At 62.9% G+C, this 23,774-nt stretch carries 18 protein-coding genes; 7 read left to right on the forward strand and 11 right to left on the reverse strand.

Annotated features, from left to right (window positions below; translation table 11 throughout):
* The first annotated feature begins 21 nt into the window (after positions 1–21).
* Both gltB and NKH13_RS03890 read left to right on the forward strand, forming a co-directional pair.
* A complete protein-coding gene (gene gltB / locus NKH13_RS03885; RefSeq protein ID WP_352713543.1) occupies positions 22–4,752 on the forward strand; it encodes a glutamate synthase large subunit in 4,731 nt (1,576 codons plus the stop codon).
* Between the two features lie 143 nt (positions 4,753–4,895).
* A complete protein-coding gene (locus NKH13_RS03890; RefSeq protein ID WP_352910747.1) occupies positions 4,896–6,350 on the forward strand; it encodes a glutamate synthase subunit beta in 1,455 nt (484 codons plus the stop codon).
* A 22-nt stretch (positions 6,351–6,372) separates the two neighbouring features.
* Here the strand turns inward: NKH13_RS03890 and NKH13_RS03895 are convergent, their stop codons facing one another.
* A complete protein-coding gene (locus NKH13_RS03895) occupies positions 6,373–7,620 on the reverse strand; it encodes an SGNH/GDSL hydrolase family protein (RefSeq protein WP_352910750.1) in 1,248 nt (415 codons plus the stop codon).
* 26 nt (positions 7,621–7,646) lie between these two features.
* Positions 7,647–8,873: a lytic murein transglycosylase gene (locus tag NKH13_RS03900; RefSeq protein ID WP_352910752.1), complete on the reverse strand. Its 1,227-nt coding sequence runs from the start codon at positions 8,871–8,873 to the stop codon at positions 7,647–7,649.
* A gap of 207 nt (positions 8,874–9,080) precedes the next feature.
* Here NKH13_RS03900 and galU point away from each other — a divergent pair, with 207 nt between their 5' ends.
* Entirely contained in the window at positions 9,081–9,986 is a 906-nt protein-coding gene (galU, locus tag NKH13_RS03905) for a UTP--glucose-1-phosphate uridylyltransferase GalU (RefSeq protein WP_352713532.1), read from the forward strand.
* A 131-nt stretch (positions 9,987–10,117) separates the two neighbouring features.
* On the opposite strand, the gene NKH13_RS03910 is transcribed toward galU, so the two are convergent.
* Entirely contained in the window at positions 10,118–11,857 is a 1,740-nt protein-coding gene (locus tag NKH13_RS03910) for an outer membrane beta-barrel protein (protein WP_502909097.1), read from the reverse strand.
* 177 nt (positions 11,858–12,034) lie between these two features.
* Between NKH13_RS03910 and NKH13_RS03915 the strand changes: the two genes are divergently transcribed.
* A complete protein-coding gene (locus NKH13_RS03915) occupies positions 12,035–13,036 on the forward strand; it encodes a KpsF/GutQ family sugar-phosphate isomerase (protein ID WP_292664673.1) in 1,002 nt (333 codons plus the stop codon).
* 7 nt (positions 13,037–13,043) lie between these two features.
* On the opposite strand, the gene NKH13_RS03920 is transcribed toward NKH13_RS03915, so the two are convergent.
* The 8 genes from NKH13_RS03920 to NKH13_RS03955 form a co-directional block, all read right to left on the reverse strand.
* Complete coding sequence (locus NKH13_RS03920) at positions 13,044–13,508, reverse strand: NfeD family protein (RefSeq protein ID WP_352454064.1); 465 nt, start codon at positions 13,506–13,508, stop codon at positions 13,044–13,046.
* A 10-nt stretch (positions 13,509–13,518) separates the two neighbouring features.
* The gene (locus NKH13_RS03925) at positions 13,519–14,469 is read right to left on the reverse strand and encodes an SPFH domain-containing protein (protein ID WP_352713527.1); all 951 of its coding nucleotides are present in this window, start codon (positions 14,467–14,469) and stop codon (positions 13,519–13,521) included.
* Between the two features lie 130 nt (positions 14,470–14,599).
* Positions 14,600–15,664, reverse strand: coding sequence for a ferrochelatase (gene hemH, locus NKH13_RS03930; RefSeq protein ID WP_352665513.1), 1,065 nt, complete (start codon positions 15,662–15,664; stop codon positions 14,600–14,602).
* Between the two features lie 150 nt (positions 15,665–15,814).
* On the reverse strand, positions 15,815–17,926 hold the full coding sequence (locus NKH13_RS03935) for a 5'-nucleotidase C-terminal domain-containing protein (protein ID WP_352665512.1): 2,112 nt from the start codon (positions 17,924–17,926) through the stop codon (positions 15,815–15,817).
* A 189-nt stretch (positions 17,927–18,115) separates the two neighbouring features.
* Positions 18,116–18,490 (reverse strand): outer membrane lipoprotein Omp10, encoded by a 375-nt coding sequence (omp10, locus tag NKH13_RS03940; RefSeq protein WP_352665656.1) that lies wholly within the window; start codon positions 18,488–18,490, stop codon positions 18,116–18,118.
* An 85-nt stretch (positions 18,491–18,575) separates the two neighbouring features.
* Positions 18,576–20,021, reverse strand: a complete 1,446-nt coding sequence (locus NKH13_RS03945) for a homospermidine synthase (RefSeq protein WP_352465847.1) — start codon at positions 20,019–20,021, stop codon at positions 18,576–18,578.
* A 122-nt stretch (positions 20,022–20,143) separates the two neighbouring features.
* Positions 20,144–21,382 carry a hypothetical protein gene (locus NKH13_RS03950; protein ID WP_352910756.1) on the reverse strand — a complete coding sequence of 413 codons (1,239 nt, stop codon included), beginning with the start codon at positions 21,380–21,382 and terminating at the stop codon, positions 20,144–20,146.
* A gap of 158 nt (positions 21,383–21,540) precedes the next feature.
* Positions 21,541–22,590 (reverse strand): LacI family DNA-binding transcriptional regulator, encoded by a 1,050-nt coding sequence (locus NKH13_RS03955; protein WP_352910758.1) that lies wholly within the window; start codon positions 22,588–22,590, stop codon positions 21,541–21,543.
* Between the two features lie 194 nt (positions 22,591–22,784).
* Between NKH13_RS03955 and NKH13_RS03960 the strand changes: the two genes are divergently transcribed.
* Genes NKH13_RS03960 through NKH13_RS03970 form a run of 3 tightly spaced genes read left to right on the forward strand, consistent with a single transcriptional unit; the run spans position 22,785 to position 23,568 of the window.
* Positions 22,785–23,111, forward strand: coding sequence for a MoaF-related domain-containing protein (locus NKH13_RS03960; RefSeq protein WP_352713521.1), 327 nt, complete (start codon positions 22,785–22,787; stop codon positions 23,109–23,111).
* 13 nt (positions 23,112–23,124) lie between these two features.
* On the forward strand, positions 23,125–23,280 hold the full coding sequence (locus NKH13_RS03965; RefSeq protein ID WP_352910761.1) for a hypothetical protein: 156 nt from the start codon (positions 23,125–23,127) through the stop codon (positions 23,278–23,280).
* On the forward strand, positions 23,281–23,568 hold the full coding sequence (locus tag NKH13_RS03970; RefSeq protein WP_352910765.1) for a hypothetical protein: 288 nt from the start codon (positions 23,281–23,283) through the stop codon (positions 23,566–23,568). It abuts the gene before it with no gap.
* Positions 23,569–23,774 lie beyond the last annotated feature (206 nt).

Here is a 23,774-nt window from a genome sequence, read left to right on the forward strand (position 1 = left end):
GACGGAACGGAGGACAGGACGATGATGGACATGACGCCATCTGCGACGAAGGCCGCGCAGACGAAAGCGGCAGCCGTCAAAAATCCGTCCCTGACCAATATTGGGCGAACCAGCACCGGCTATGCCGCGCACGGCCTCTACGATCCGCGCAACGAGCATGATGCCTGCGGCGTCGGCTTCATCGTCAACATGAAGGGCGTAAAGTCGCACCAGATTGTCGAGGACGGCCTTGCCGTGCTCGAAAACCTGACGCATCGCGGCGCCGTCGGCGCCGATCCGCTGATGGGCGACGGCGCCGGCGTGCTGGTGCAACTGCCGGACCGTTTCTTCCGCGAGGAGATGGCCAAGCAAGGGGTCGAACTGCCGAAGCCTGGCCACTACGCCGTCGGCCATGTATTCATGCCGCGCGACCCGGAGCTGCAGGCGCATATCGAAGGCATCATCGCCGAGGTTGCGCAGCTCGAAGGCCAGCCGCTGCTCGGTTTTCGCGACGTGCCGGTCGATAATTCGTCGCTGTCCAAGGCGCCCGACATCGCCGCTTCCGAGCCGGTGCACCGGCAGGTGTTCCTGGGCCGCGGCGCCGAGATCGAGAACGACGACGATTACGAGCGGCGGCTCTACATCCTGCGCAAGGTCATTTCCGGCCGTATCCACGAGGAGACCAAAGGCGTCGACAACGGCTTCTATGTCGTCTCGATGTCGTCGCGGACCATCGTCTACAAGGGCATGTTCCTGGCCTATCAGGTCGGCGCCTACTACAAGGACCTCACCGACCCGCGTTTCGAGACGGCGCTGATCCTGGTCCACCAGCGCTTCTCGACCAACACGTTCCCGTCGTGGAAGCTGGCGCATCCCTACCGCATGGTCGCCCACAATGGCGAGATCAACACGCTGCGCGGCAACGTCAACTGGATGGCGGCACGGCAGGCCTCGGTCGATTCCGAACTGTTCGGCAACGACATCTCGAAGCTATGGCCGATCTCCTATGAAGGGCAGTCGGACACCGCCTGCTTCGACAATGCGCTCGAATTCTTGACGCAGGGCGGCTATTCGCTCGCCCATGCCATGATGATGCTGATCCCGGAAGCCTGGGCCGGCAACAAGCTGATGGGTCAGGACCGCAAGGCCTTCTACGAGTATCACGCAGCCCTGATGGAGCCGTGGGACGGGCCGGCGGCGGTTGCCTTCACCGACGGCCGCCAGATCGGCGCCACGCTCGATCGCAATGGGCTGCGGCCGGCGCGCTACATCGTCACCGACGACGACCGCGTCATTATGGCCTCGGAAGCCGGCGTGCTGCCGGTGCCAGAGGAAAGGATCGTCAAGAAGTGGCGGCTGCAGCCCGGCCGCATGCTGCTGATCGACCTGGACAAGGGCCGCATCGTTTCCGACGAGGAGATCAAGTCGGAGATTGCGACCAGGCACCCGTACAAGAGCTGGCTCGCCAACACCCAGCTCATCCTCGAGGATCTGAACCCGGTCGAGCCGCGCGCCCTGCGCAGGGATGTCTCACTGCTCGACCGCCAGCAGGCGTTCGGCTACACCCAGGAAGACACCAAGCTGTTGATGTCGCCGATGGCGACCACCGGGCAGGAGGCGGTCGGCTCGATGGGCACCGACACGCCGATATCGGCAATGTCGGACAGATCGAAGCTGCTCTACACCTATTTCAAGCAGAACTTCGCACAGGTCACCAACCCGCCGATCGACCCGATTCGCGAGGAACTGGTGATGAGCCTCGTCTCCTTCATCGGGCCGCGGCCCAACATCTTTGATCTTGTCGGCACTTCGCGCCGCAAGCGGCTCGAAGTGCGCCAGCCGATCCTGACCAATGGCGATCTGGAGAAGCTGCGCTCGGTCGGTCACACCGAGGACCGTTTCGACACCAAGACGATCGACATCACCTATGCTTCGAATGAAGGCGCGGCCGGCATGCTGGGCGCCATCGACCGGCTGTGCGAGCGCGCCGAGGCGGCGGTCGCCGGCGGCTACAACATCATCATCCTGTCGGACCGTCAGCTCGGGCCGGACCGCATCGCCATTCCGGCGCTGCTGGCAACGGCGGCCGTGCATCATCATTTGATCCGGAAGGGATTGCGCACCTCGGTTGGGCTCGTCGTGGAATCCGGCGAGCCGCGCGAGGTGCATCATTTCTGCTGTCTCGCCGGCTACGGCGCCGAGGCGATCAATCCCTATCTCGCTTTCGACACGCTGCTCGATATGCACAAGCGTGGCGAATTGCCGGCGGAGGTCGATGCCTACGAGGTCGTCTCCCGCTACATCAAGTCAATCGGCAAGGGCATCCTCAAGGTGATGTCCAAGATGGGCATCTCCACCTACCAGTCCTATTGCGGTGCGCAGATCTTTGATGCCATCGGGCTGAAGTCGGACTTCGTGCAGAAGTACTTCACCGGCACGGCGACGCTGATCGAAGGCGTCGGGCTGGACGAGATCGCCGCCGAAACGGTCAGCCGCCACACCGACGGCTTCGGCAACGACCCGGTGCTGCGCAACAGCCTCGAGGTCGGCGGCGAATACATGTTCCGCATGCGCGGCGAGGCCCACATCTGGTCGCCCGACGCAGTGGCGACCTTGCAGCACGCCGTGCGCCAAGGCTCGTGGGAAACGTTCAAGGACTATTCCGCCCAGATCGACAGCGAGACGGCACAGGCGCAGACCATTCGCGGCCTGTTCAAGATCAGGCTGGCGCAAGAGACCGGGCGCAAGAAGGTCAAGCTCGACGAGGTGATGCCGGCCGCCGATATCGTCAAGCGCTTCTCGACCGGGGCGATGTCCTTCGGCTCGATCTCAAGGGAAGCGCACACGACACTGGCGCGCGCCATGAACGCCATCGGCGGCAAGTCGAACACCGGCGAGGGCGGCGAAGAGGCCGACCGCTATCTGCCACTGCCGGGCGGCGGGAAGAACCCCGAACGCTCGGCGATCAAGCAGGTCGCTTCGGGCCGCTTTGGCGTCACGGCGGAATATCTGGTCAATTCCGACATGATGCAGATCAAGGTCGCGCAAGGGGCGAAGCCCGGCGAGGGCGGCCAGCTGCCGGGCCACAAGGTCGATGCGACCATAGCCAAGGTCAGGCATTCGACGCCGGGCGTCGGCCTGATCTCGCCGCCGCCGCATCATGACATCTATTCGATCGAGGATCTGGCGCAGCTCATCTACGATCTGAAGAACGTCAATCCGGCGGCCGATGTATCGGTCAAGCTGGTCTCGGAAGTCGGCGTCGGCACAGTTGCGGCCGGCGTTGCCAAGGCGCGTGCCGACCACATCACCATATCAGGCTATGACGGCGGCACCGGCGCCTCGCCGCTGACCTCGCTCAAGCATGCCGGCAGCCCGTGGGAGATGGGCCTTGCCGAGACGCACCAGACGCTGGTGCTCAACGGTCTCAGGTCGCGCGTCGCGCTGCAGGTCGATGGCGGCCTGCGCACCGGGCGTGACGTCATCATCGGCGCACTGCTCGGCGCCGACGAGTTCGGCTTCTCGACCGCGCCGTTGATCGCGGCCGGCTGCATCATGATGCGCAAGTGCCATCTCAACACCTGCCCGGTCGGCGTCGCGACACAGGACCCGGTGCTGCGCAAGCGCTTCAAGGGCACGCCCGAGCACGTCATCAACTTCTTCTTCTATGTGGCGGAAGAGGTGCGGGCGCTGCTTGCCGAGATGGGCCATACCCATCTCGACCAGATCATCGGCGACACCGACCTTCTGGAAAAGCGCGAGCTGATCCAGCACTGGAAGGCGCGCGGGCTCGACTTCAGCAAGATGTTCTACAAGCCTGATGCGCCGCACGAGGCGGTGCACTGGACCGAGCGGCAGAAGCATCCGATCGACGACGTGCTCGACCGCAAGCTGATCGAACTGGCAAAGCCGGCGCTCGAAGCCAGGCAGCCGGTCAGTATCGAACTGCCGATCCGCAACGTCGACCGTTCGACGGGCGCCATGCTGTCGGGCGAGGTGGCAAAGCGCTTCAAGCACAAGGGCCTGCGCGAGGACACGATCTCGGTGAAGCTCACCGGCACGGCCGGCCAGTCCTTTGGCGCCTTCCTGGCGCGCGGCGTCTCGTTCGAACTGGTGGGCGCTGCCAACGACTATGTCGGCAAGGGCCTGTCGGGCGGCCGCATCGTCATTCGCCCGCCGGAGAACACGAAAATCGTTGCTGCCGAGTCCATTATTGTCGGCAATACCGTGCTCTACGGCGCAACCGAGGGCGAGGCCTATTTCTGCGGCGTCGCCGGCGAGCGTTTTGCCGTGCGCAATTCGGGTGTCGCCGCCGTCGTTGAAGGCGTCGGCGACCATGGTTGCGAATACATGACCGGCGGTATCGTCGTCGTCATCGGCCAGACCGGCCGCAACTTCGCCGCCGGCATGTCGGGCGGCGTCGCCTATGTGCTCGACGAGGCGGGCGATTTCGCCGAGCGCTGCAACATGGCGATGGTCGAGCTGGAGCCGGTTCCGGAAGAGGACGACCTTATGGAAAAGCTGCTCCACCATGGCGGCGATCTCGACCACAAGGGCCGTGTCGACGTATCCGGCGATATGACCAGCCACGACGAGGAGCGGCTCTACCAGCTGATCTCCAACCACGTCCACTACACTGGCTCGGTACGAGGTCGCGAAATCCTCGACGACTGGACAACTTTCCGGCCGAAATTCCGGAAGATCATGCCGGTCGAGTACCGCCGCGCGCTGATCGAGATGGAACGGATGCGCATGAACGTGGCGGCGGAATAGATTTGGAAATTGCCGGGAGGCCATGCGTCCCGGCAACCATCTTCATCAACAATCCTGACCTCGGACTGAAGGTTGCCACGGCTGCCTTATGAGGTTAACGGGTGCGTCGCCAGGCGTGCCTTCCGGACAGCAGGGACTGGACTATGGGCAAGGTAACAGGGTTTCTCGAGATCGACCGGCAGGTGCACAAGTACCAGCCGGCTTCCGACCGCATCCGGCATTTCCGCGAGTTCACGCTGCCGATGTCGGACAAGGAGGTCGAGAAGCAGGCCGCGCGCTGTATGGATTGCGGCATTCCGTATTGCCATGGACCGACCGGCTGCCCGATCCACAATCAGATCCCGGACTGGAACGACCTCGTCTACAATGGCGACTGGGACAACGCGATCCGCAACCTGCATTCGACGAACAATTTTCCGGAATTCACCGGCCGCATCTGTCCGGCACCTTGCGAGGAAGCCTGCACGCTGAATCTCGAGGACATTCCGGTCGCCATCAAGACGATCGAGCAGGCGATTGCCGACAAGGCCTATGAAACCGGCCATATCCGGCCCTATCCGCCGGAACGGAAGACCGGCAAGCGCGTCGCGGTCATCGGCTCGGGGCCGGCGGGAATGGCCGCTGCCCAGCAACTCGGTCGTGCCGGCCATGACGTTCACGTCTATGAGCGCGAGAGCCGGCCGGGCGGGCTGATGCGCTACGGCATCCCCGATTTCAAGATCGAGAAGCATTATATCGACCGGCGCATCGAGCAGATGCAGGGCGAAGGTGTCAGGTTCCATTGTGGCGTCAATGTCGGCGTCGACAAGCCGGTCGCCGAACTGCTCGCCGAATATGACGCGGTCCTCTATTGCGGCGGTTCCGAAACACCGCGTCCGGCCAACATCCCGGGCGATGATCTCGACGGCGTGCACGACGCCATGCCCTATTTGGTGCAGCAGAACAAGCGCATAGGCGGCGAGCCGATCCAGTCGGTCGCATGGCCGTCCCGCCCAATCGTCGCCGGCGGCCAGCATGTCGTCGTCGTCGGCGGCGGCGACACTGCCTCCGACTGCGTCGGCACTGCCTTCCGCCAGGGCGCGGTGCGCGTCACCCAGCTCGACATCCGGCCGCAGCCGCCGGAAAAGGAAGACAAGCTGTCGGTCTGGCCCTACTGGGCGACCAAGATGCGCACCTCGTCCTCGCAGGCCGAAGGCGCCGAGCGCGAATTCCAGGTGGCGACGCTCGAATTCATCGGCGAAGACGGCCAGCTGACCGGGGTCAAATGCTGCGAGGTCGACGAAAAGCGCAAGCCGATCGCCGGCACCGAATTCGTTATCCGCGCCGATCTCGCGTTCATCGCCATCGGCTTTGCCGGGCCAGCCGCTCGAGGGCCGGTGTCGGAGCTCGACGGGCAGATGACGATCGTCACCGACAGCCGCCGTTCGAAGAATGTCGAGGCCAATGATCGGGATTACAGGACCAGCGTCGAAAGGCTCTATGCGGCGGGCGACGTGCGGCGCGGCCAGTCGCTGGTCGTCTGGGCGATCCGCGAGGGCCGCCAGGCGGCGCGCGCCATCGACGAGGCGCTGATGGGATCGAGCGTGCTGCCGCGTTGAGTCCGTTCCGAAGAGGTTCTGCTTACTGCCGGATCGCCGTCGTCGTGTCGGATGCGGCCGCCGTCGCAGGCTGTGTCTTCGGCGGCCAGGAGAAATCGTCGGCACGGCCCGGTGAGGCGTCGGGCGCCTTGCCCTCGACGATCAGCCTTTCGCCCGGCAAATTCTTGTCAGCTTTTGCCGGCGGGGCGGCGCCGAGAAGTTCCGAACCGCCGTCCAGCGCCGGATCGCTGAGCAGCATCGGCACGGTGCGATCGACCGCTATCGGTGCGGCAGCAGGTGCCGGCGCCTCGACGGGAGCGCCGGCCGGGGCAGAAGCTGTCATCACGCTTCCCGGCGCGGCCAGCCCAAGGATCTTCATCAGCGGCTTTTCGGTATAGAAGGCGAGCTTGCGCTTGCCGGCCTTCGACATGTTGATGCCGTCGTCGGAGCGCAGGCGCACCGATTGGCCGTTGATGTCCGGACCGCTGGTGATGAAGGCGCCGTTCTCGTCGACGAACCCGTCCCAGACGTCGACGAATTCGCCGCCGTGGCTTTCGGCGGACGAGCGGAATATGTCGTTGAAGGCCAGCATGTCGGAGGTCATCTTCGAGACCCGGATGGCCGGCATGCCGACCCACAGATACGGCACCTTGGTTGCGGCGATGGCCTTGCCGAACGCATCGGTCCGGCGCTCGTATTCCTTGGTCCAGTTTTCGGATCGCGGCTGCTCGCGCACATCGCCGACGCGCATCTGCTGTCGGTCGTTGGATCCGAGCATGACGACGACGGCTGCCGGTTTTTCGGCAGCGATCAGCGACTTGACCTGTTCTGGCCAGTTGTAGACATCGTCACGCACGAAGCCGGACGATCCGTTGGCACGGACGACGATCCTGACGCCGGTGTTCTCGGCAAAGGCGGCGTCGAGCCCCTCAGCCAGCCCAGACGCCATGAAATCGCCGACCACCAGAACGACGCGTGCATCCGGCGCCTTCTCGGCCACCGGGGTTGTCGGTTCGGCCGGCGGCGGCCGGCGACCGGACCGGGGCTTCCTCAGCTTGGGTCTGGGCTTTGTTCTCTGGAATTCTCTCTGGAATTCGGGCGGCGGCTGCTCAAACCGCTCGCTTCTGCGCGGAAACAACAGGTCGCGCAGCGACCAGCCACGACTTTCCGGCTCCTGCGCCATGGCCGAGGTATGAAAGGCACTGGCGGCGCCGACTGCCAGAACGGCGATCGCCAGAACGAGGATCGGCACGCGACGAACGATTAACCGGATGCGCGCAGCCGAAACCAATCACCCTCTCCATCCCGTAACCGGCTCTAGTTCTGCCTGAGCCATTTGAGCACTTCCTTGCTCGGATACCCGTCCTGGGTCAAGCCGGCCTTTGCCTGGAAGGCCATGATGGCGGTTTTCGATCCGTCACCGATCTTGCCGTCGAACTTGCCGTCGTAATAGCCGTGCTCGGAAAGTCGCTTCTGAAGCTCCTGCCTTTCCTCGAAGGAGAGCCTGGTAAACGGGCGCTTCCAGTCCTGCACAAGCCCGCCATAGCCGGCGATTTCGTCGGCAAGAAGGCCCACGGCGAGCGCATATTTGTCGGCATTGTTGTAACGCTTGATGACCGAGAAATTCTTGATCATCAGGAAGGCTGGCCCGCCGCGGCCGCCGGGCAGCTTCAACGTCGCCTTGTCCGCACCGTTCTTGAACGGCTTGCCGTTGGCACGGGTGACGCCCAGCGCCTGCCATTGCGACAGCGATTTCGAGCCCCCAGGCAGCTTCTTGCCGTCCGGAATGCTGACCTCATAACCCCAAGTCTTGCCTGCCTGCCAGCCGTTCTTCCGCAGCAAATTGGCGGCTGTCGCCAGTGCGTCGGGAATCGAATTCCAGATGTCGCGCTTGCCGTTGCCGTCCATATCGACCGCATAGGACAGGTAGCTGGTGGGGATGAACTGGGTATGGCCCATCGCGCCGGCCCATGAGCCGCTGAGATGGCTTTCGTCGATGTCGCCGGTCTGCAGGATCTTCAGCGCGGCGATCAACTGGGTGCGGGCAAATTTCGCGCGCTTCGGGTCTGCATAACCAAGCGTCGCCAGCGAGCGCACGACACTGCGCATGATATCATCGCGCTTGAGCGTTTCGCCGTAGTTCGATTCCATCGACCAGATGGCCAGCAGGATGTAGCGGTCGACGCCGTATCTTGCCTCGATCCTGTCCAGCCAAGGCTTCCATTTCCTTGCCATCTGCTGGCCGACGGCGACCGACTGGTCATGGACGCGGTTGTCGAAATAATCCCAGGCGGGCGCGGTGAATTCGGGTTGAGTACGGGCCTTTTCCAGCACCACCGGGTCAGCGTCGTTGATGCCCTTGAATGCCTGGTCGTAGACGGAGCCGGAAACGCCGCTCGCCACGGCGGTAGCACGGAAGCTGGCGACCCATTGGCGGAAGCCGGCATCGGCAAAAGCCGGCCCGCTGGGCATGAGCAAGGCAAGCGAGAGGCTGGCGGCCGTCAGGACGCTGGTGAAGCGCCTTGCGGCGTTGCGAACGGACATCTTTTCCTCCTTCTTCATCTCAGGAAGACTATTCATCGCCGAACCCGGTTAGCATTTGGTTTACCATAGGTGCCGTCCGGGGTGAAAAGATGCGTCAATGCTTTACCAACTGAGATTTCTGACCCGCCGTTCAGTAATCCTCGATTTCGGCATGAAAATGTCTCGAATCGGGATTGCCGAACAGGCATGCAAATGGATAATTGGCACATGAAGAGAGTTCGCAAGGCAGTGTTCCCGGTTGCCGGTCTCGGCACGCGCTTTCTCCCCGCTACCAAGGCCATTCCCAAGGAAATGCTGACGGTCGTCGACAGGCCGGTCATCCAGTATGTGGTCGATGAGGCCCGCGATGCGGGGATCGAGCATTTCATCTTCGTGACCGGCCGCAACAAGGCGGTCATCGAGGATCACTTCGATGTCCAGTTCGAGCTCTACGACACGCTTGCGCAGCGCGGCAAGGACGACCAGCTCGCCCGCCTGCAGCGGCTGCAGCCGGCGCCGGGGCAGACCAGCTTCACCCGCCAGCAGGTACCGCTCGGCCTTGGTCACGCCGTCTGGTGCGCGCGCGAGCTTGTCGGCGACGAGCCCTTTGCGCTGCTGTTACCCGACATGATCATGCAGTCGGAAAAAAGCTGCATGAAGGACATGGTCGAGCTTTACGCCGAGACCGGCAACAACATCGTCGCCGTGCAGGAATGCGATCCGGCCGAGGCGCACAAATACGGCATTGTCGGCCGCGGCGAGGACGCGCATCACGGTTTCCGCATCACCGGCATGGTGGAAAAGCCGAAGACCGGCACGGCGCAGTCGAACCTCTACATCAACGGGCGCTACATCCTGCAGCCGGAGATATTCAAGATACTCGAAGGTCAGGAAAAAGGCGCCGGCAACGAGATCCAGCTCACCGATGCAATGCTGAAGCTGCAGAAGCAACAGCCCTTCTACGGCTACCACTACCGCGGGCGGACGTTCGACTGCGGCTCGCCCGAAGGCTTCGTCGAGGCCAACGTTGCCTTCGCACTGTGGCGCAGCGACATGAATGCCAGCATGGCCGGTGTCATTCGCACGCTTCTGGACGAACTCGCGCCGTCAGAACGCCGCGGCGTAGCCTTGTAGTTTTCAACACCGGCTGCCGCAGACCGGCTAAAGCGCGCCGCGTTCGACCGACCTCATGCGACGCGCATTAGGTTCTTGTTTTATGAATGTCGTTATCGCAAAACCGCTGCACACTTTTGCGCGACATGCGTTTAGCGCTGCAACTTCAAGCCGACGAAGATACTGTTGGCCGTGTAGTCGCGCCCAACCAGGTTGCTGGTCAGTTTTTCAGTCCTGGCGCGGGTGGTGAGCCCGGTGTAGCGGTTCAGCCACCACGTCAGCCCAGCCTCGGCGCTCAGCGTCAAATCATGATCGTCGGAGCCGGTATAGTCGCGCCATTCAAGGCCGAGTGCGGCATTTCCGGTCAGGTTGGCGCGGATTTGCCGCTCGCCCGTGAGGCTGCCGGAATAGAGCATGTCGCCGCTTTCGCCCGCGTTCGTCGTGTTCTCGGCGGTCGTCTGTGCGGTGAGCCCGATCGTGGTGCCGCGTTCCGGCGACCATTTGAGATCGGCATTGACCGTCGCGCCCGAAATCGCCGGCAGGGCGTCGTCGTCGATGGCTTCGCGCAGCCAGCCGACCGAGAACTCGCCGCTAAGCTTTTCGCGGAGATCGAGCTCGACGCCGGCCCGCGCGCCAAGCCTGGTCGAGGAGCGCTGGAAACCGTTTGGATCGACTCGCAAATCATAAGCGCGCCGGCCGATCTCGATTTCGGTGAACGGGGTGATGGCAGGCGAGATCTCGTAACCGGTGCGCAAAATGGCCGTGTAGAGCGTCGAGTCGCGGCCCTTCTGCGACAGCGATCCGCCCGACGAAAGCTTGGCGTCGCCAAAGATGTCGTGCTCGACCGCGCCGGTCAGCGCGAAGCGCATCTTGCCGGCATCCTTCTCGACGGCGAGACTGCCGTTCACGGTCTGGCGCACTGGCTGCCCAACGGCACCGACGATGGCGTCCGGCGACGAGGCTGATTCGGGCACGGCCTCATAGCCCAGCTTGGCGATGGCGCGCAGATCATTGTCGAGATCGATGTTGAGCGTGCCGTCGACGCGGCCTTGCGCCTCGTGAATGTCATAGCCGGACAAGGTTTCGCGGAAGATGCCATAGCCCTCAACCGTCGCCGAATTCTCCCGCCAATCGGAGACGGCGTTGAAGCGTAGCGTCGTTTCCGACAGCAATGCCGGCTTGCCGAGGCTGCTCGAATCGGCGTTTGTCGAAGACGTCAGGCCTTGCTCGAGCGTCGGCCGGATCACGAAGGAGCCGAGCTCGATGCCTGTGGCGGCGAACGGATCGTCCTCGTTCTTTTTGTTCTGGCCTTCGATGGCTTCGGTGCGCTCGGCGCCGGGGTCGAGCTTGAGCCTCTCGGCGGAATCGACGGTGACGGCACGGCGGTTGACCGTATCCTGCTCGTCTATGGCAGCTGTATCGGTGTCATCGGTCGTCGCCGCGCCTGCAGTCGCGGTTCCCTTGCTCTTCGTACTGTCCGCGGTCTCGTCTTCGGCGTTGGCCGCATTGGTGGCGCGTTGCGTTGCGCTTGGCCGCCGTCGCGGCGGCGGAGCAGGGTTGTCGGGAAATGGGTCGCCGCTGGCCTCTGGCGGATCGAAAGTGCCGCCGGTTGTGGCCGCTTCGCCCGTGCCGTCGTCAGGCAAGGCCCCCGGACTGGCCGGACGATAGGTAGGCAGCGGCGTATTGTCGTTGGCGGTTGCAGCAGCCTGCGCGGCCTGGGTTCCAGCCATGCTCGATTGCCTGATCTTGTACTGCTGGTCGTCCAGGATTGTCGATTCCGAAACCTCGCCGCGCAGCTCGGTTTCCTGGGCGCAAAGCAGCGCCGGCCGCGACAACGCAAGGACACTGGTTGCCAGCAGCAAAGCGCAGATCGCCTTGCCCTTTCGTCCCATTTTGCTTTGAGGCTGAAACCCGGACATCGGCACCACTGCTTGCGCGGCGCACGCGCGCCATACTTACGAAACCGTAAATGGGGATGGTTAACGGAGCGTTGAGGGATGGGCCGTCAAGGTGTTCGGGGCGGCAATTCCGTTGGACAGGCGCGCGCCGAAGCGCTAATCGCATCGTCCATGGACGTGAAATCCCCAGACAGGAAGCGGCACGACGGGCAGGCCGCGATTGCCTCGGCGCTGAGAACGGTGGCGACGGAGCAGGCCGGCGTCGCGGCACTGGCAGACGCTCTCGAAAACGGGCTGGCCGAGCCGTTCGCACGGGCCGTCGACATGGTGTCGCAGATCGATGGCCGCGTCATCGTCACCGGGGTCGGCAAAAGCGGCCATATCGGCTCGAAGATCGCCGCGACGCTCGCCTCGACCGGCACGCCGGCCTTCTTCGTCCACCCTGCCGAAGCCAATCACGGCGACCTCGGCATGATCGCCAGGAACGACGCTATCGTCGCCCTGTCGTGGTCGGGGGAAAGCCTCGAGCTCAAAGGCATCATCGCCTATTCGAGGCGCTTCTCGATCCCGCTGGTCGCGGTCACTGCGGGCGAAAAATCGGCTCTGGCGCGCGCAGCGGACGTGGTGCTTCTGCTGCCGCGAGCCCCGGAAGCCTGTCCGCACGGCCTTGCGCCGACGACCTCGACGCTGCTGCAAATGGTGATGGGCGATGCGCTGGCCATCGCGCTGCTCGAGGCACGCGGCTTCACCCCGGACCATTTCCGCACGTTCCATCCCGGCGGCCAGCTCGGAGCCAACCTGACGCAGATCCGCGAGATCATGCATGTCGGCGACAGGCTGCCGCTGGTGTCGTCAGGTACCGGCATGCGCGAAGCGATCCTGGAATTGTCGCGCAAGGGGTTTGGCTGCGTGGCGGTGACTGGCGCGGACGGCAAGCTGATCGGCATCATCACCGACGGTGACATCAGGCGCCATATCGGCAGCGATCTCCTGGCGATGAGCGTCGATCAGGTGATGACCAGAGAGCCAAAAATGGCCGCGCCCGACACGCTTGTTGCGACGGCGCTGCAGACGATCAACGACTCGGCCATCACCAGCCTAATGGTGGTCGAAGGCAGGCGGCCGATCGGGCTCGTCCATCTGCACGACCTGCTGCGCATCGGTGCTGCCTAGCGGGCTTCTAGACCGCCTCGACCGTCAGTTCCAGGTCGGTATCAGCGGCGCCCGTCACGCGCACCTGCGTGCCGGCCGGCAGGTCAGGGCCGGAGACGCGCCACAACGTGTCGCCCAGCTTGATGCGGCCGCGCCCGTCCTTGATCGGCTCGGCAAGGGTCGCCGTCCGGCCGACCATCTGTGCGCCGCGACGGTTGAGCAGCGGCTGGTCGGTTTCATCATGGCGCCCGCCCACCAGCCGCTTGCCGACATAGGCCGAGACCAGCGACAGCGCGAGGAAGGCGAGGACCTGGACCTGCCAGGTCCAGAAACCGGCATCCCAGATGAGAAGTGAGACGACGCCGATCAACAGCGCGGCAATGCCGATCCACAGCATGAAAATACCCGGCGCGATAACCTCCATAACCAGCAGGACGAAGCCGAGGACCATCCAGCTCCACGGGCCGAGTTCGGAAACAATGCGGTCGAGCATGGCGGCGGCCTCAGGTTTCGCTCGGGCGAACCACCGGCGGGCGGGCGGCCTGTCGTGCGGCGCCGGCGGTGCCTTCGCTCCGGAAAACCTCCTTGGCGATTTCGCCAATGCCGCCGAGCGTGCCGATCAGCGATGAGGCCTCTATCGGCATCAGAACGAGCTTGCTGTTTGTCGCCGAGCCGATCTTGGTCAGCGCTTCGGTGTATTTCAGCGCGACGAAGTAGTTGAGCGCCTGCACGTCGCCCTTGGAGATCGCCTCCGACACCACCTGCGTGGCGCGTGCTTCAGCCTCGGCCGAGCGCTCGCGCGCCTCGGCGTCGCGGAAGGCGGCTTCCTTGCGGCCCTCGGCCTCCAGAATCTGCGATTGCTTGAGGCCTTCGGCGGCGAGGATCTGGGCGCGCTTATTGCGCTCGGCCATCATCTGGCGGCCCATCGATTCGACGAGATTGGCCGGTGGGTTGATGTCCTTGATCTCGACACGAGTAATCTTGATGCCCCACGGATGCGCCGCCTCGTCAACGACCCGCAGCAGGCGCTCGTTGATGGCGTCGCGGTTCGACAAAAGTTCGTCGAGGTCCATCGAGCCCATCACGGTGCGGATGTTGGTCATCGTGAGATTGAGAATCGCATTCTGCAGGCCGGAGACCTGGTAGGCGGCCTGCGCCGCGTTGAGCACCTGATAGAAGGCGATACCATCGACGGCAACGGTGGCATTGTCGCGGGTGATGATCTCCTGCGTCGGAACGTCGAGAACCTGCTCCATCATGTTCATCTTGGCGCCGACACGGTCGACGAAAGGCACGATCAGATTTAGGCCTGGGTTCAATGTCCTGGTGTAACGGCCAAAGCGTTCGACGGTATAATTATAGCCTTGCGGAATTGTCCGGATGCCCTTGAAAAGCACCAGGACGACAAGGGCGACAAGAACAAGAAGCGCGATATCAAAACCACTGAAACCCATTTGGCTCTCCCCTCAAAAGCCGGCCATGTTGGACATTCCACGCGGCCGACTTGACCAAACACTTAAGTGTGTTTCAGCAACGTTACAATCAGGTGATCACGGATTGCAGGTGCATGGACGGGTGATCTGTTCAGGCCCAGCCGGACAACTCGCGCCGCACCATCGCCTCGATCACCGCCATGCCCTCGGCACTGTCGTTGAGGCAAGGGATGTGTGCGAACTTTTCACCGCCGGCATGGTGGAAGGTCTCGGCCGCTTCCCTGCCGATTTCGTCCAGCGTCTCGATGCAGTCGACGGAAAATCCCGGATTGACGATGGCGATCGATTTCACGCCTTCGCGCCCTAGTCTTTCGACCGTCTTGTCGGTGTAGGGCTGCAGCCATTCCTGCGCGCCGAAGCGCGACTGAAAGGTTGTGATCAGCTTCTTTTCATCCCAGCCGAGCTTTTCGCGCAGCAGCCGCGTCGTCTCGAGGCAATGGGCTTGGTAGGGGTCGCCCTTGTCGGAATAGGGTTTCGGAATGCCGTGATAGGAAGCGATGACAATTTCCGGTTCGAAGTCGAGGCTCGCCAGATGCTTTTCGATCGAACGGGCGAGCGCCTCGATATAGGCCGGCTCGTTGTAATAGGGCGGCACGCTGCGAATGGCCGGGGCGCGGCGCATCTTCATCAGCGCGCGAAACAGTTGGTCGTTGGCAGTCGCAGTCGTCGTCGCCGAATATTGCGGATAGAGCGGGAAAGACAGGACGCGGTCGCAGCCTTGCTCGACCAGTCTGTTGGCCACGCTCTCGGTCGAAGGGTTGCCGTAGCGCATCGCCCAGTCGACGACGACGTTGGGTAAATCGCCGAGCGCAAGCCCGAGCTTCTCGGCCTGGGCACGGGTGTAGGTTCGCAGCGGCGACTCGTTGCGCTCCCGGTTCCATATCCTGGCATAGTTGGCGCCCGATTTCTTCGGCCGGGTGGTGAGGACCACGCCATAGAGGATCGGATACCAGATCGCCTTGTTGAGCTCGATGACGCGCGGATCGGACAGGAACTCCCGGAGGTAGCGCCACATCGGCTTGAAGCCGGTGCCGTCCGGGGTGCCGAGATTGATCAGCATGACACCGACCTTGCCGGTCCTGACCAGAGGGCGCCCTGCCGACGGCGAGGCGGTGGTCCTCTCGGCTTTGATTTCAGCAGGGCTGGCACGCGTCATGAGGTTCTCCAACACCGCGAACCAACGGTGCCGCGGCGAAAGTAGCGATGCCGCGCCGGTTTTCAAATGCAGCGTCTGGCCGCACCTTATCCCAGAAATGCAGCACCCGCCCGGTTTGCCGGGCGGGTGCATTGCGTTCATGCGGCCGGATTACTTCGAGGCCGCCGGGATAGTCAAGGTTGCGCCGACCGGCAGCCGGCGTGGCTCGTAGGCTTTGTTGGCATCGTAGATCATTTTCCATTTGGTGCCGTCGCCATAGGCCTTCACCGCGAGATCCCAATAGGTATCGCCGGCGACGATTACATGGCTGCTTTCGGCTGGTGCCGTCGCAGCCGGCTCGGCAGGTTTTGCCGGCTCACTTGGGGCTGGCTGACTCGGGGCAGGCGCTGTCTCGGCGGGCTTGGCCGGTTCGGCCGGAGCAGGGGTCGCCGGAGCCGGTGTGGCCGGAGCCGCAGGTGCCGCCGGCTGGGCCGGCTCGGCGGGTGCGGGTGTTGCCGGCGCGGTTTCCGCCGGGACGGCCGGCGGCGTTTTGGAAATGTCGCCGGAGCCGGCCGGCATTTCGGGCATTGCCGGCTCAGCAGGCTTTATCGGCGCTGCCTCAGCAGGTTTTGGCGGTTCGGCCGGGTTGGCAGGTTCTGCGGTCGGGGCTCCGGTCGCGGCGATCTCGGTGATGCGGCCATCGAGCTTCGGCGTATAGGGCCGGTGCGCGCCGAGGTAATCGGCAACGACCTGTTCCAGCCCCGGGCCGTAATCATAGGCGTTCTTGGCCTTCTCGGCGAACACCTTGTAGCCGTCGCCGCCCTGGCGGACATAGTTGTTGGTGGCGACCAGGTAGTCCTTCTCCGGTTTGATCGGCGTCCAGGCGCCGCCTTCCATCACCTCGACCGATTTGACGCGTCCGTTAGGCGGCGCCGATTTGTCGAACGCATATTTCAGGCCGGCAACCTGCGGGAAGCGCCCGGCGCCGTCCTCGACCTGGCTGAGGCCGCTTTCGAGGCCGGCAACCAGATCCTTACCGGAGATCTGGAAGGTCGCCAGCGTGTTCTGAAACGGCAGGACGGTGAGAACCTCGCCCATGGTGACGGTGCCCTGGTCGATCGAGGCGCGCAAGCCGCCACCATTCGAGATGACGATCTCTACACCCTGGCCCTTGACCCGGTCGAGGACGGCGTCGGAGACCAGATTGCCCATCTCGCATTCGCGGGCGCGGCAGTTTTCGCGGCTGCCGTCGATCGCCTTGGTGGTCTCGGCGACTTCCTTGTTCTTCAAAGCCTCGATCGGCGCGCCGAGTTCCTTGATACGGGCAAGCACGGCGGGGTCGGGAATGATCGATTTGTCGAGATGGATAGGATCGCCGCTGGCCTCCTTGACGACGCCGTTGTCGTCGAACACGACCTTGAACTCGCCGAGATATTTCGAATAGGACGCCGCCTGCACGACCGGCACTTTGTAGCCGTCCGGATTGTCGACCATCGTCGGATAAGGGCCTTCCGCCTTGGGGTCGGTGTTGGAAAGCAGCGAATGGCTGTGGCCGCCGACCACCACGTCGACGCCCGGGATCTTGGCGATCACGTCGCGCTCGCGCTTGTAGCCGATATGGGTGACCGCGATGATTTTGTTGACGCCCTCTCCCTTCAGTTTCTCGACCTCAGCGGTGATCGACTTGACGTCGTCTTCAATGGCGATGTTCGGGCCAGGGGAGGCAAGCTCCGGCGTGTCGTTGGTGACCGCGCCGACGATGCCGATCTTCTGGCCGCCGACCTCGACCACGATCGACGGCTTGACGCGGTCGCCGAGCTTGGATTGCGCATTGGCCTTCACGTTGGCGCCGAGCACCGGAAACTGGATCATGTCGAGAAACGGCGCCAGCGCCGACTCGCCATCGTCGAACTCATGGTTGCCGACCACCTCGGCATCGAATTTCATCTGGTTGAGGAATTCGCCTTCGGTCTTACCCTTGTAGGTCGTGTAGAAGAGCGAGCCCTGGAAATTGTCGCCGGCGCTGAGCAGCAGCACGTTCTGGCCTTGCAGCTTCTTGCGCTCCTGGGCGATCGCGGTGACCAGGCGGCCGGCGCCGCCGACGCATTCGCCCTTGGTCTCCTCCTCGGCCGAGCAGGTCGATTCATACTTGTTGTTGCTCTCGATGCGGCTGTGCCAGTCGTTGATGTGCAGGATGTTCAGCGTGTAGTCGGCAAAGGATACCCCTGCCGACAGGCCAAGCGCCGATGCCGACAGCGCGGCGATGGCAGCGATCTTCTTCATTCTCGTCTCCCGGATAACTGGACCAGACGCGTTTAACGCTCTTGTTTGACTGGGATGTAACAGCCCTCTCGGGCCATGTTCACATCGCGTTTCAGTCGATGCAAGCGGAAATCGGCATCAGCTTTGCCGGCGCAAGAAGACGGCGGCTTGAAGCCGCCGCCCTTTGCAAAGTCAAGTCGGAATCGAATTTCAGGTGCGCCTGGTCAGCACAAAATTCTGCCCGCTCGCGCTGGTGCAATTGAGCTGGCTGGTGGAGACCATCAAGCAGTTGAAGCTGATCGGCGTCTGGCGGATCAGCGAAGTGCCATGGATCTCGACTGAGGTGCCGCCGGTCATGGTGTAGCTGCCATCGGCAAGCTTCTGGCCGGTATCGGTGGCGACGGTCGCGAAGCTGCCGCCCCTGAAGGTGGACAAGCCCGTGCCCTGCGCGTCGATCCAGGAGCCTTCGACCCCTTTGGCCGTGATCACCGGCGGCTCGCCTGGGCCGGTGGTGGTGCAGGCCGCCAACGTGACGGCAGCGGCTGCGGCAACGCCAGCCGAAAGCAACCTTTGCACAATCGTCATCATCAAATTCCTCTCCTCGGTCCGCCCTCTTCAATCGCCCGATTTCCGGGCGATTGCAAGCTGGCGGAGTGTCGAGGCAACGCTGCTATCGAACGAGGATGTTGCGGAATTGCCACGGGTCTTTGGTGTCGAGGTCCTCGGAAAACAGACCAGGCCGATTGTCGAGCGGTGTCCAGTCCGTATAATAGCTCCTGACCGGCCCGAGATATGGGTTCTGCACGTCGAGGCAGCGCTTGTAATCCATCTCGTCGGCTTCGACGATGCCGGCCTCGGGATTTTCCAGCGCCCAGACCATGCCGGCCAGCACCGCCGACGTGACCTGCATGCCGGTGGCGTTCTGGTAGGGCGCCAGCTTGCGCGCCTCGGCCAGCGACAGCTGCGAGCCATACCAGTAGGCGTTCTTGGCGTGGCCGTAGAGCAGCACGCCGAGTTCGTCGATGCCATCGACCAGTTCGTTTTCGTCGAGCACGTGATGCACGGGCTGAGCCTCGCCGGCGGCACCGAACATCTCGTGTAGTGACAGCACGGCGTCGTTGCAGGGATGATAGGCGTAATGGCAGGTCGGCCGGTACTGCACCTTGCCCTTCTTGCTGTGCAAAGTGAAGAAATCGGCAATCGAAATCGCCTCATTATGCGTCACCAGGAAGCCGTATTGCGGACCGGACGTCGGGCACCATGTGCGCACGCGCGTGTTGGCGCCGGGCTGCTCCAGAAAGATTGCGGCCTTCGAGCCGTTCTTGTGCTTTTTGGCGTTCTTCGGCATCCACGTCTCATGCGTGCCCCAACCGAGCTCGGCCGGCTGCAGGCCTTCCGAAATGAAGCCTTCGACCGACCAGGTGTTCCAGAACACGTTCATCGGCTTGGGTTTCTTGGTGCGCTGGGTGTCGCGCTCGGCGATATGGATGCCCTTGACGCCGGCCTTCTTCATCAGCCTGGCCCAACCTTCGCGATCGTGCTGCGCGGGTTCCGAGAAGTCGAGGCCAAGATCTGTGGCGAGGTTGACCAGTGCCTGCTTGACGAACCACGAGACCATGCCGGGATTGGCGCCGCAGCACGAGATCGCCGTGGTGCCGCCCGGGTTCTTTGCGATTTCAGTACGCACCGTCTCGCGCAGCGCATAGTTGGTGCGTGAGGCATTGTCGGCCTTTTCGTCGAAATAGAAGCCGAGCCAGGGCTCGACCACCGTGTCGACGTAGAGGACGCCAAGCTTGCGGCAGAGCTTCATCAGCTCGAGCGAGGAAGTGTCGACCGACAGGTTGACGCAAAAGCCCTGGCCGCCGCCATTGGTCAAAAGCGGTGTCAGCAGCTTCTTGTAGTTCTTTTTGGTCACCGCATCCTGCATGAAGGTGATGCCGCGCTCGTCGAGCAATTTGCGGTCGGTGTCGCGCGGGTCGATGACCGTCATGCGCGACTTGTCGAATTTGAAATGGCGCTCGATCAGCGGCAGCGTTCCCCGTCCGATCGAGCCGAAGCCGATCATCACGACAGGGCCGGTGATCTCACCGTAAACGGGCCAGTTTTCATTCGCCATTTATCGATTACTCCCTCAAAAAACGCTTCGGAACAGCGGCTTGGCCGCGGCGCGACAAACCATAGATCATTGTCACAATAAAGCGAAAAGCGGACGGCCGGCCTCACGCCGCGCCATCCCGGCTACGGCTCGACCAGTCTTGCGAATTCAGGCTTGAAGAGGTCACGTGCCTCGGCGACCGGCAGTTCCAGCAGATCGTCGGCGCAGGCCTGGATGGCATGCGGCAGGGTCTGGAGCCCGAAAACCAGAACCTGCTTGTCACCCTGACGCCAAAGGCTGACCGCCAGATATTCGCCGATGAGATCGTCCATGCCGCATTCGGCTTCGTGATCGATATCGGTCTGATCGGTCGGTTTCTTGCGCCGTTGCTTGACCAAGGAGGCGAGGGAAGGACCGGGCTTGCCATCCACCGTATCCAAGAAAATGTCCTGAAGCCCGAGCAGGACGCCGCGGCGCACATCCATGATGTAGGCGTCCGAATAGTTGGTCGGATGCGCTCCGCCGCAGAAGATGCTGCCGGACTCCCGCCAGCTCATCAGCCGCGGCGTCAGCGAGGTCAATTCGAATGTGCTGTCCTCATAGCCGCCGAGTGTGCCGCCGTCCGCACCCTCAATCGACCCGCCTTCGTTGAAGCCGGCATATTGCGCCGCCACGCAGCCCAGTGCGCCGATGTTTGCGCGCCAGTGCCTGTCTTGCAGCAGAGCATTCGCGGCCTCGATTGGAACGTCGCCGAACAGTTCGACAATGCGCGGCGTGGCAAATTTGGTGCGGGGGTCGACGACATAGCGGTAGGTTGCGTCCGGCCAACCAGTCGTCTTGCCGTTATCGAGCCGAGTGTCCATCCGCAGATAGTCATAAGGGGACGTTTCCATGGTGAGCGGCGTGTCATTGCCGAAGAACTTCATGAAGCTGAAATCGTAGAGATCGAGCGGGCTGCTGGGCTCGTTCTCGGTCACCTGCCGACTTGCGACCCGTTCCAATCTGAGCGGCAGCGCCTTCTTTCCGTTCCAGCTGCCTTCAAGGGTTTTGCCGTTACTCGATGAGGCCAGGCGCCAGACGGCGGCAATCGGCGCGGCCTTTCCGTTATCGCAATTGTCGGCGCCGCATGCCTCCTCCTCGGCCAGTTCGAACTTGCTGCCCTTTTGAGACCGGGCCTGCAGCGGGATGTCGACGCCCTTCGAGCGGTAGAAATAACGGCCGGCCAGCGGGCCGCCGGCGGCCGCGGGGTCGCCGGCGAATTCGACGACGATATCGCTCTTTCCAAGCTTGCCGGCATACGTCACCGGCTCCGCCTCGGCTGCTGTCAACAGTCCCAGGATCGCGGCCATGAACGTGACCGGCCTGCCAAGATGCTGGATCATTGTTCCCCCAAGCCACAAGTTACAGTTGTCTTCCGCCGGCAGTCACGGTCGGCTGTCAGGCCCTTATAGTCAAGTTGTGCCTCGTCCAGTGCCAGACGCTGCTCAGAGAAAAGACGCTGCGAGCGCCGCCCCTGGTGCGGATGGCGCGCCCGCCCGTTTCAGCGGATTTTTGCCCTCGGCGCGGCTGTGGAGGCTCGAACCACCAGTTCTACCGGCAGAACGACCTGGCGGGGGGCTTCATTGTCAAGAACCATTCGGGCGGCAAGCCTGCCTTTTCCGATCACGTCCTGTGCGACAGTGGTCATCGGAGGCGTGGTGCGTGCGGATTCGGCGGTGCCATCGAAGCCGACGACCGATACGTGGCCCGGCACGTCTATGCCGCGGCGAACCGCCTCGTCCAATATCGTGATCGCCTGCCAATCCGACATTGTCAGGATCGCGGTTGCTTCAGGTGCTCTGTCGAACACTACTGCTCCGGCAGATGGCTCGCCTGGGATCGTCTCGATGATCGGGACATCGTCGATCGACAAATTCGCCTCCGCCAAACCCTGTTTGAAACCGTCGAGCCTTTCATCGTCGAGCGGGAAGCCGGCCAGAAGCGGGCGGGTTGCCTGTCCGGGCATGTGGACAATCGGCGGGCCGGGAGTCCGGCGCACCGAAAGGATGGCAAAATGCCGGTGCCCCAGCCCGGTCAAATGCCGGACAGCAGCAACCGCTCCACTCCTGCCGTCGATCTTTATCGAATTGATGCCGGGACCTGCGTCGCTTTCGAGAATGACGAAGGGCAGACGCCGTCTCTGTACCGAAGTTATGAGACCAATGTCGGCGCTGTGACCAAGGATAAAGCCGTCAACCAGGGCATCGCGGATGCTGGCGAAGCGCGTATTGACGGTGCCGTTTACAAGGCTGAGCGTCGTTCCAGCCTCGTCGCAGGCGAGCGAAACGCCGAGCACCAGCTCGCGGCCGTAAGGGCTTCTCATCACTTCGGAGATGGCGTAGGCGCCAGGCGGCATGAACCCGATGGCATTGAACTTGCCGTCCCGCAGCAATCGTCCTTTCGGATCGGGGCCGCCAAACCCGAGCGCTCGCGCGGCCGCTTCGACGCGCTCGCGCAATTCAGGCCTAACCAGCTCCGGCCGGTTGAAGACGTTGGAGACAGTCCCCCGGGAAACTCCGGCAGCCTTGCCGACATCGGCTAGGGTGGGCATTGGCGATTCACTCGTTTTCCCTGAGATAGACCATTTTTTGGAGCGCTCCAAGAATTTTATTGACTCAAAACCGAAATAGAGGGATCGTATTCCTTGGAGCGCTCCAAGGGCACCTATTCGGAATATTTCTGCGACTGCGATACCGAGAATCGTCAAATGGCGTGGTCGCAGCGGCCATGCCCAAGGAGAGGATGATGGCAGCAACCGATGCTTTTCCAGCCTCGCTCGTAGGCAAGACTTTCGACTGCGTTTTCGGCCCCTTCGTACCGCGGCTGACATTTCTCTCGCCGCAGGAATTGCATATCCAGGCGTCGATCGGGACCACCGAAATCGACGAGGTGGTCAACGTCGGCCTGACCAGCGTGCGCCCGAATCTCGTGCTCGCGAGCTGGACGGAGCAGAGCGGCAACTTCATTGTGCAGTTGCAGGATCACGAGAACGGGATCGTCCATAATTATGCGCGGCTGGCCGATGGGCAGCTCTTCTGTGCCCAGGGCGCCATTCAAGCCGTTCCGGCGTGAGGGAGGAAATGCGATGGAACTCGCTTACGACGGTCATCTGCTTGCCCGAATTCTGCTGAGCGTCGCGACCGTGGGCTACGGTGTGGTGACGATCAAAGCCGACTTGAACGCCACCCACGCGACCAATCCGTTGTGGACCCCCCACGCCCGGTTTCACGTCGTCTGGTAGGTGCTGAGCTACACCGGAGTGGCGCTGATTGCGCTCGGGCTTATCTGGATCAAGGGGCAACTCGAGGCCGAGCGGCTCTATCTCGCGGGGGGACTGGCCGCGGCCATGTATGGAGCGTTCTTCGTGGCCATGCTCTCGCGGCCGATCTATGGCGGAGTGCTTTACGACGAGAACGGCTATCCACCATTCCGGCCGCCGTTTGGACCGGCGGGCTGGCGGTGGGACGTCAACGTCACCGTCTTTACCGCGATGTCCGCGATCCTGCTGCTGGGCCTGGCTGCGATTTAGGGCAATTCCAGGAAAGGTGTGAAACGGTTTTCCGTCCGGAATTGCGCAAGAACAAAGAGGTAGAGCGGTTCGGCGTTTCCGTGAAACGATGAACTGCTCTAGGTGTTTGATCCCGGGCTTTGATGGTTCATCATTGTCGTCCGAATCAAAGGATGCACTATGGGCCAGGTTCTGCATGGGAGCGCCACAACGACAGAGGCGATCCG

It is taken from the genome of Mesorhizobium sp. M1348, from assembly GCF_040317925.1.
Lineage (GTDB): Bacteria > Pseudomonadota > Alphaproteobacteria > Rhizobiales > Rhizobiaceae > Mesorhizobium.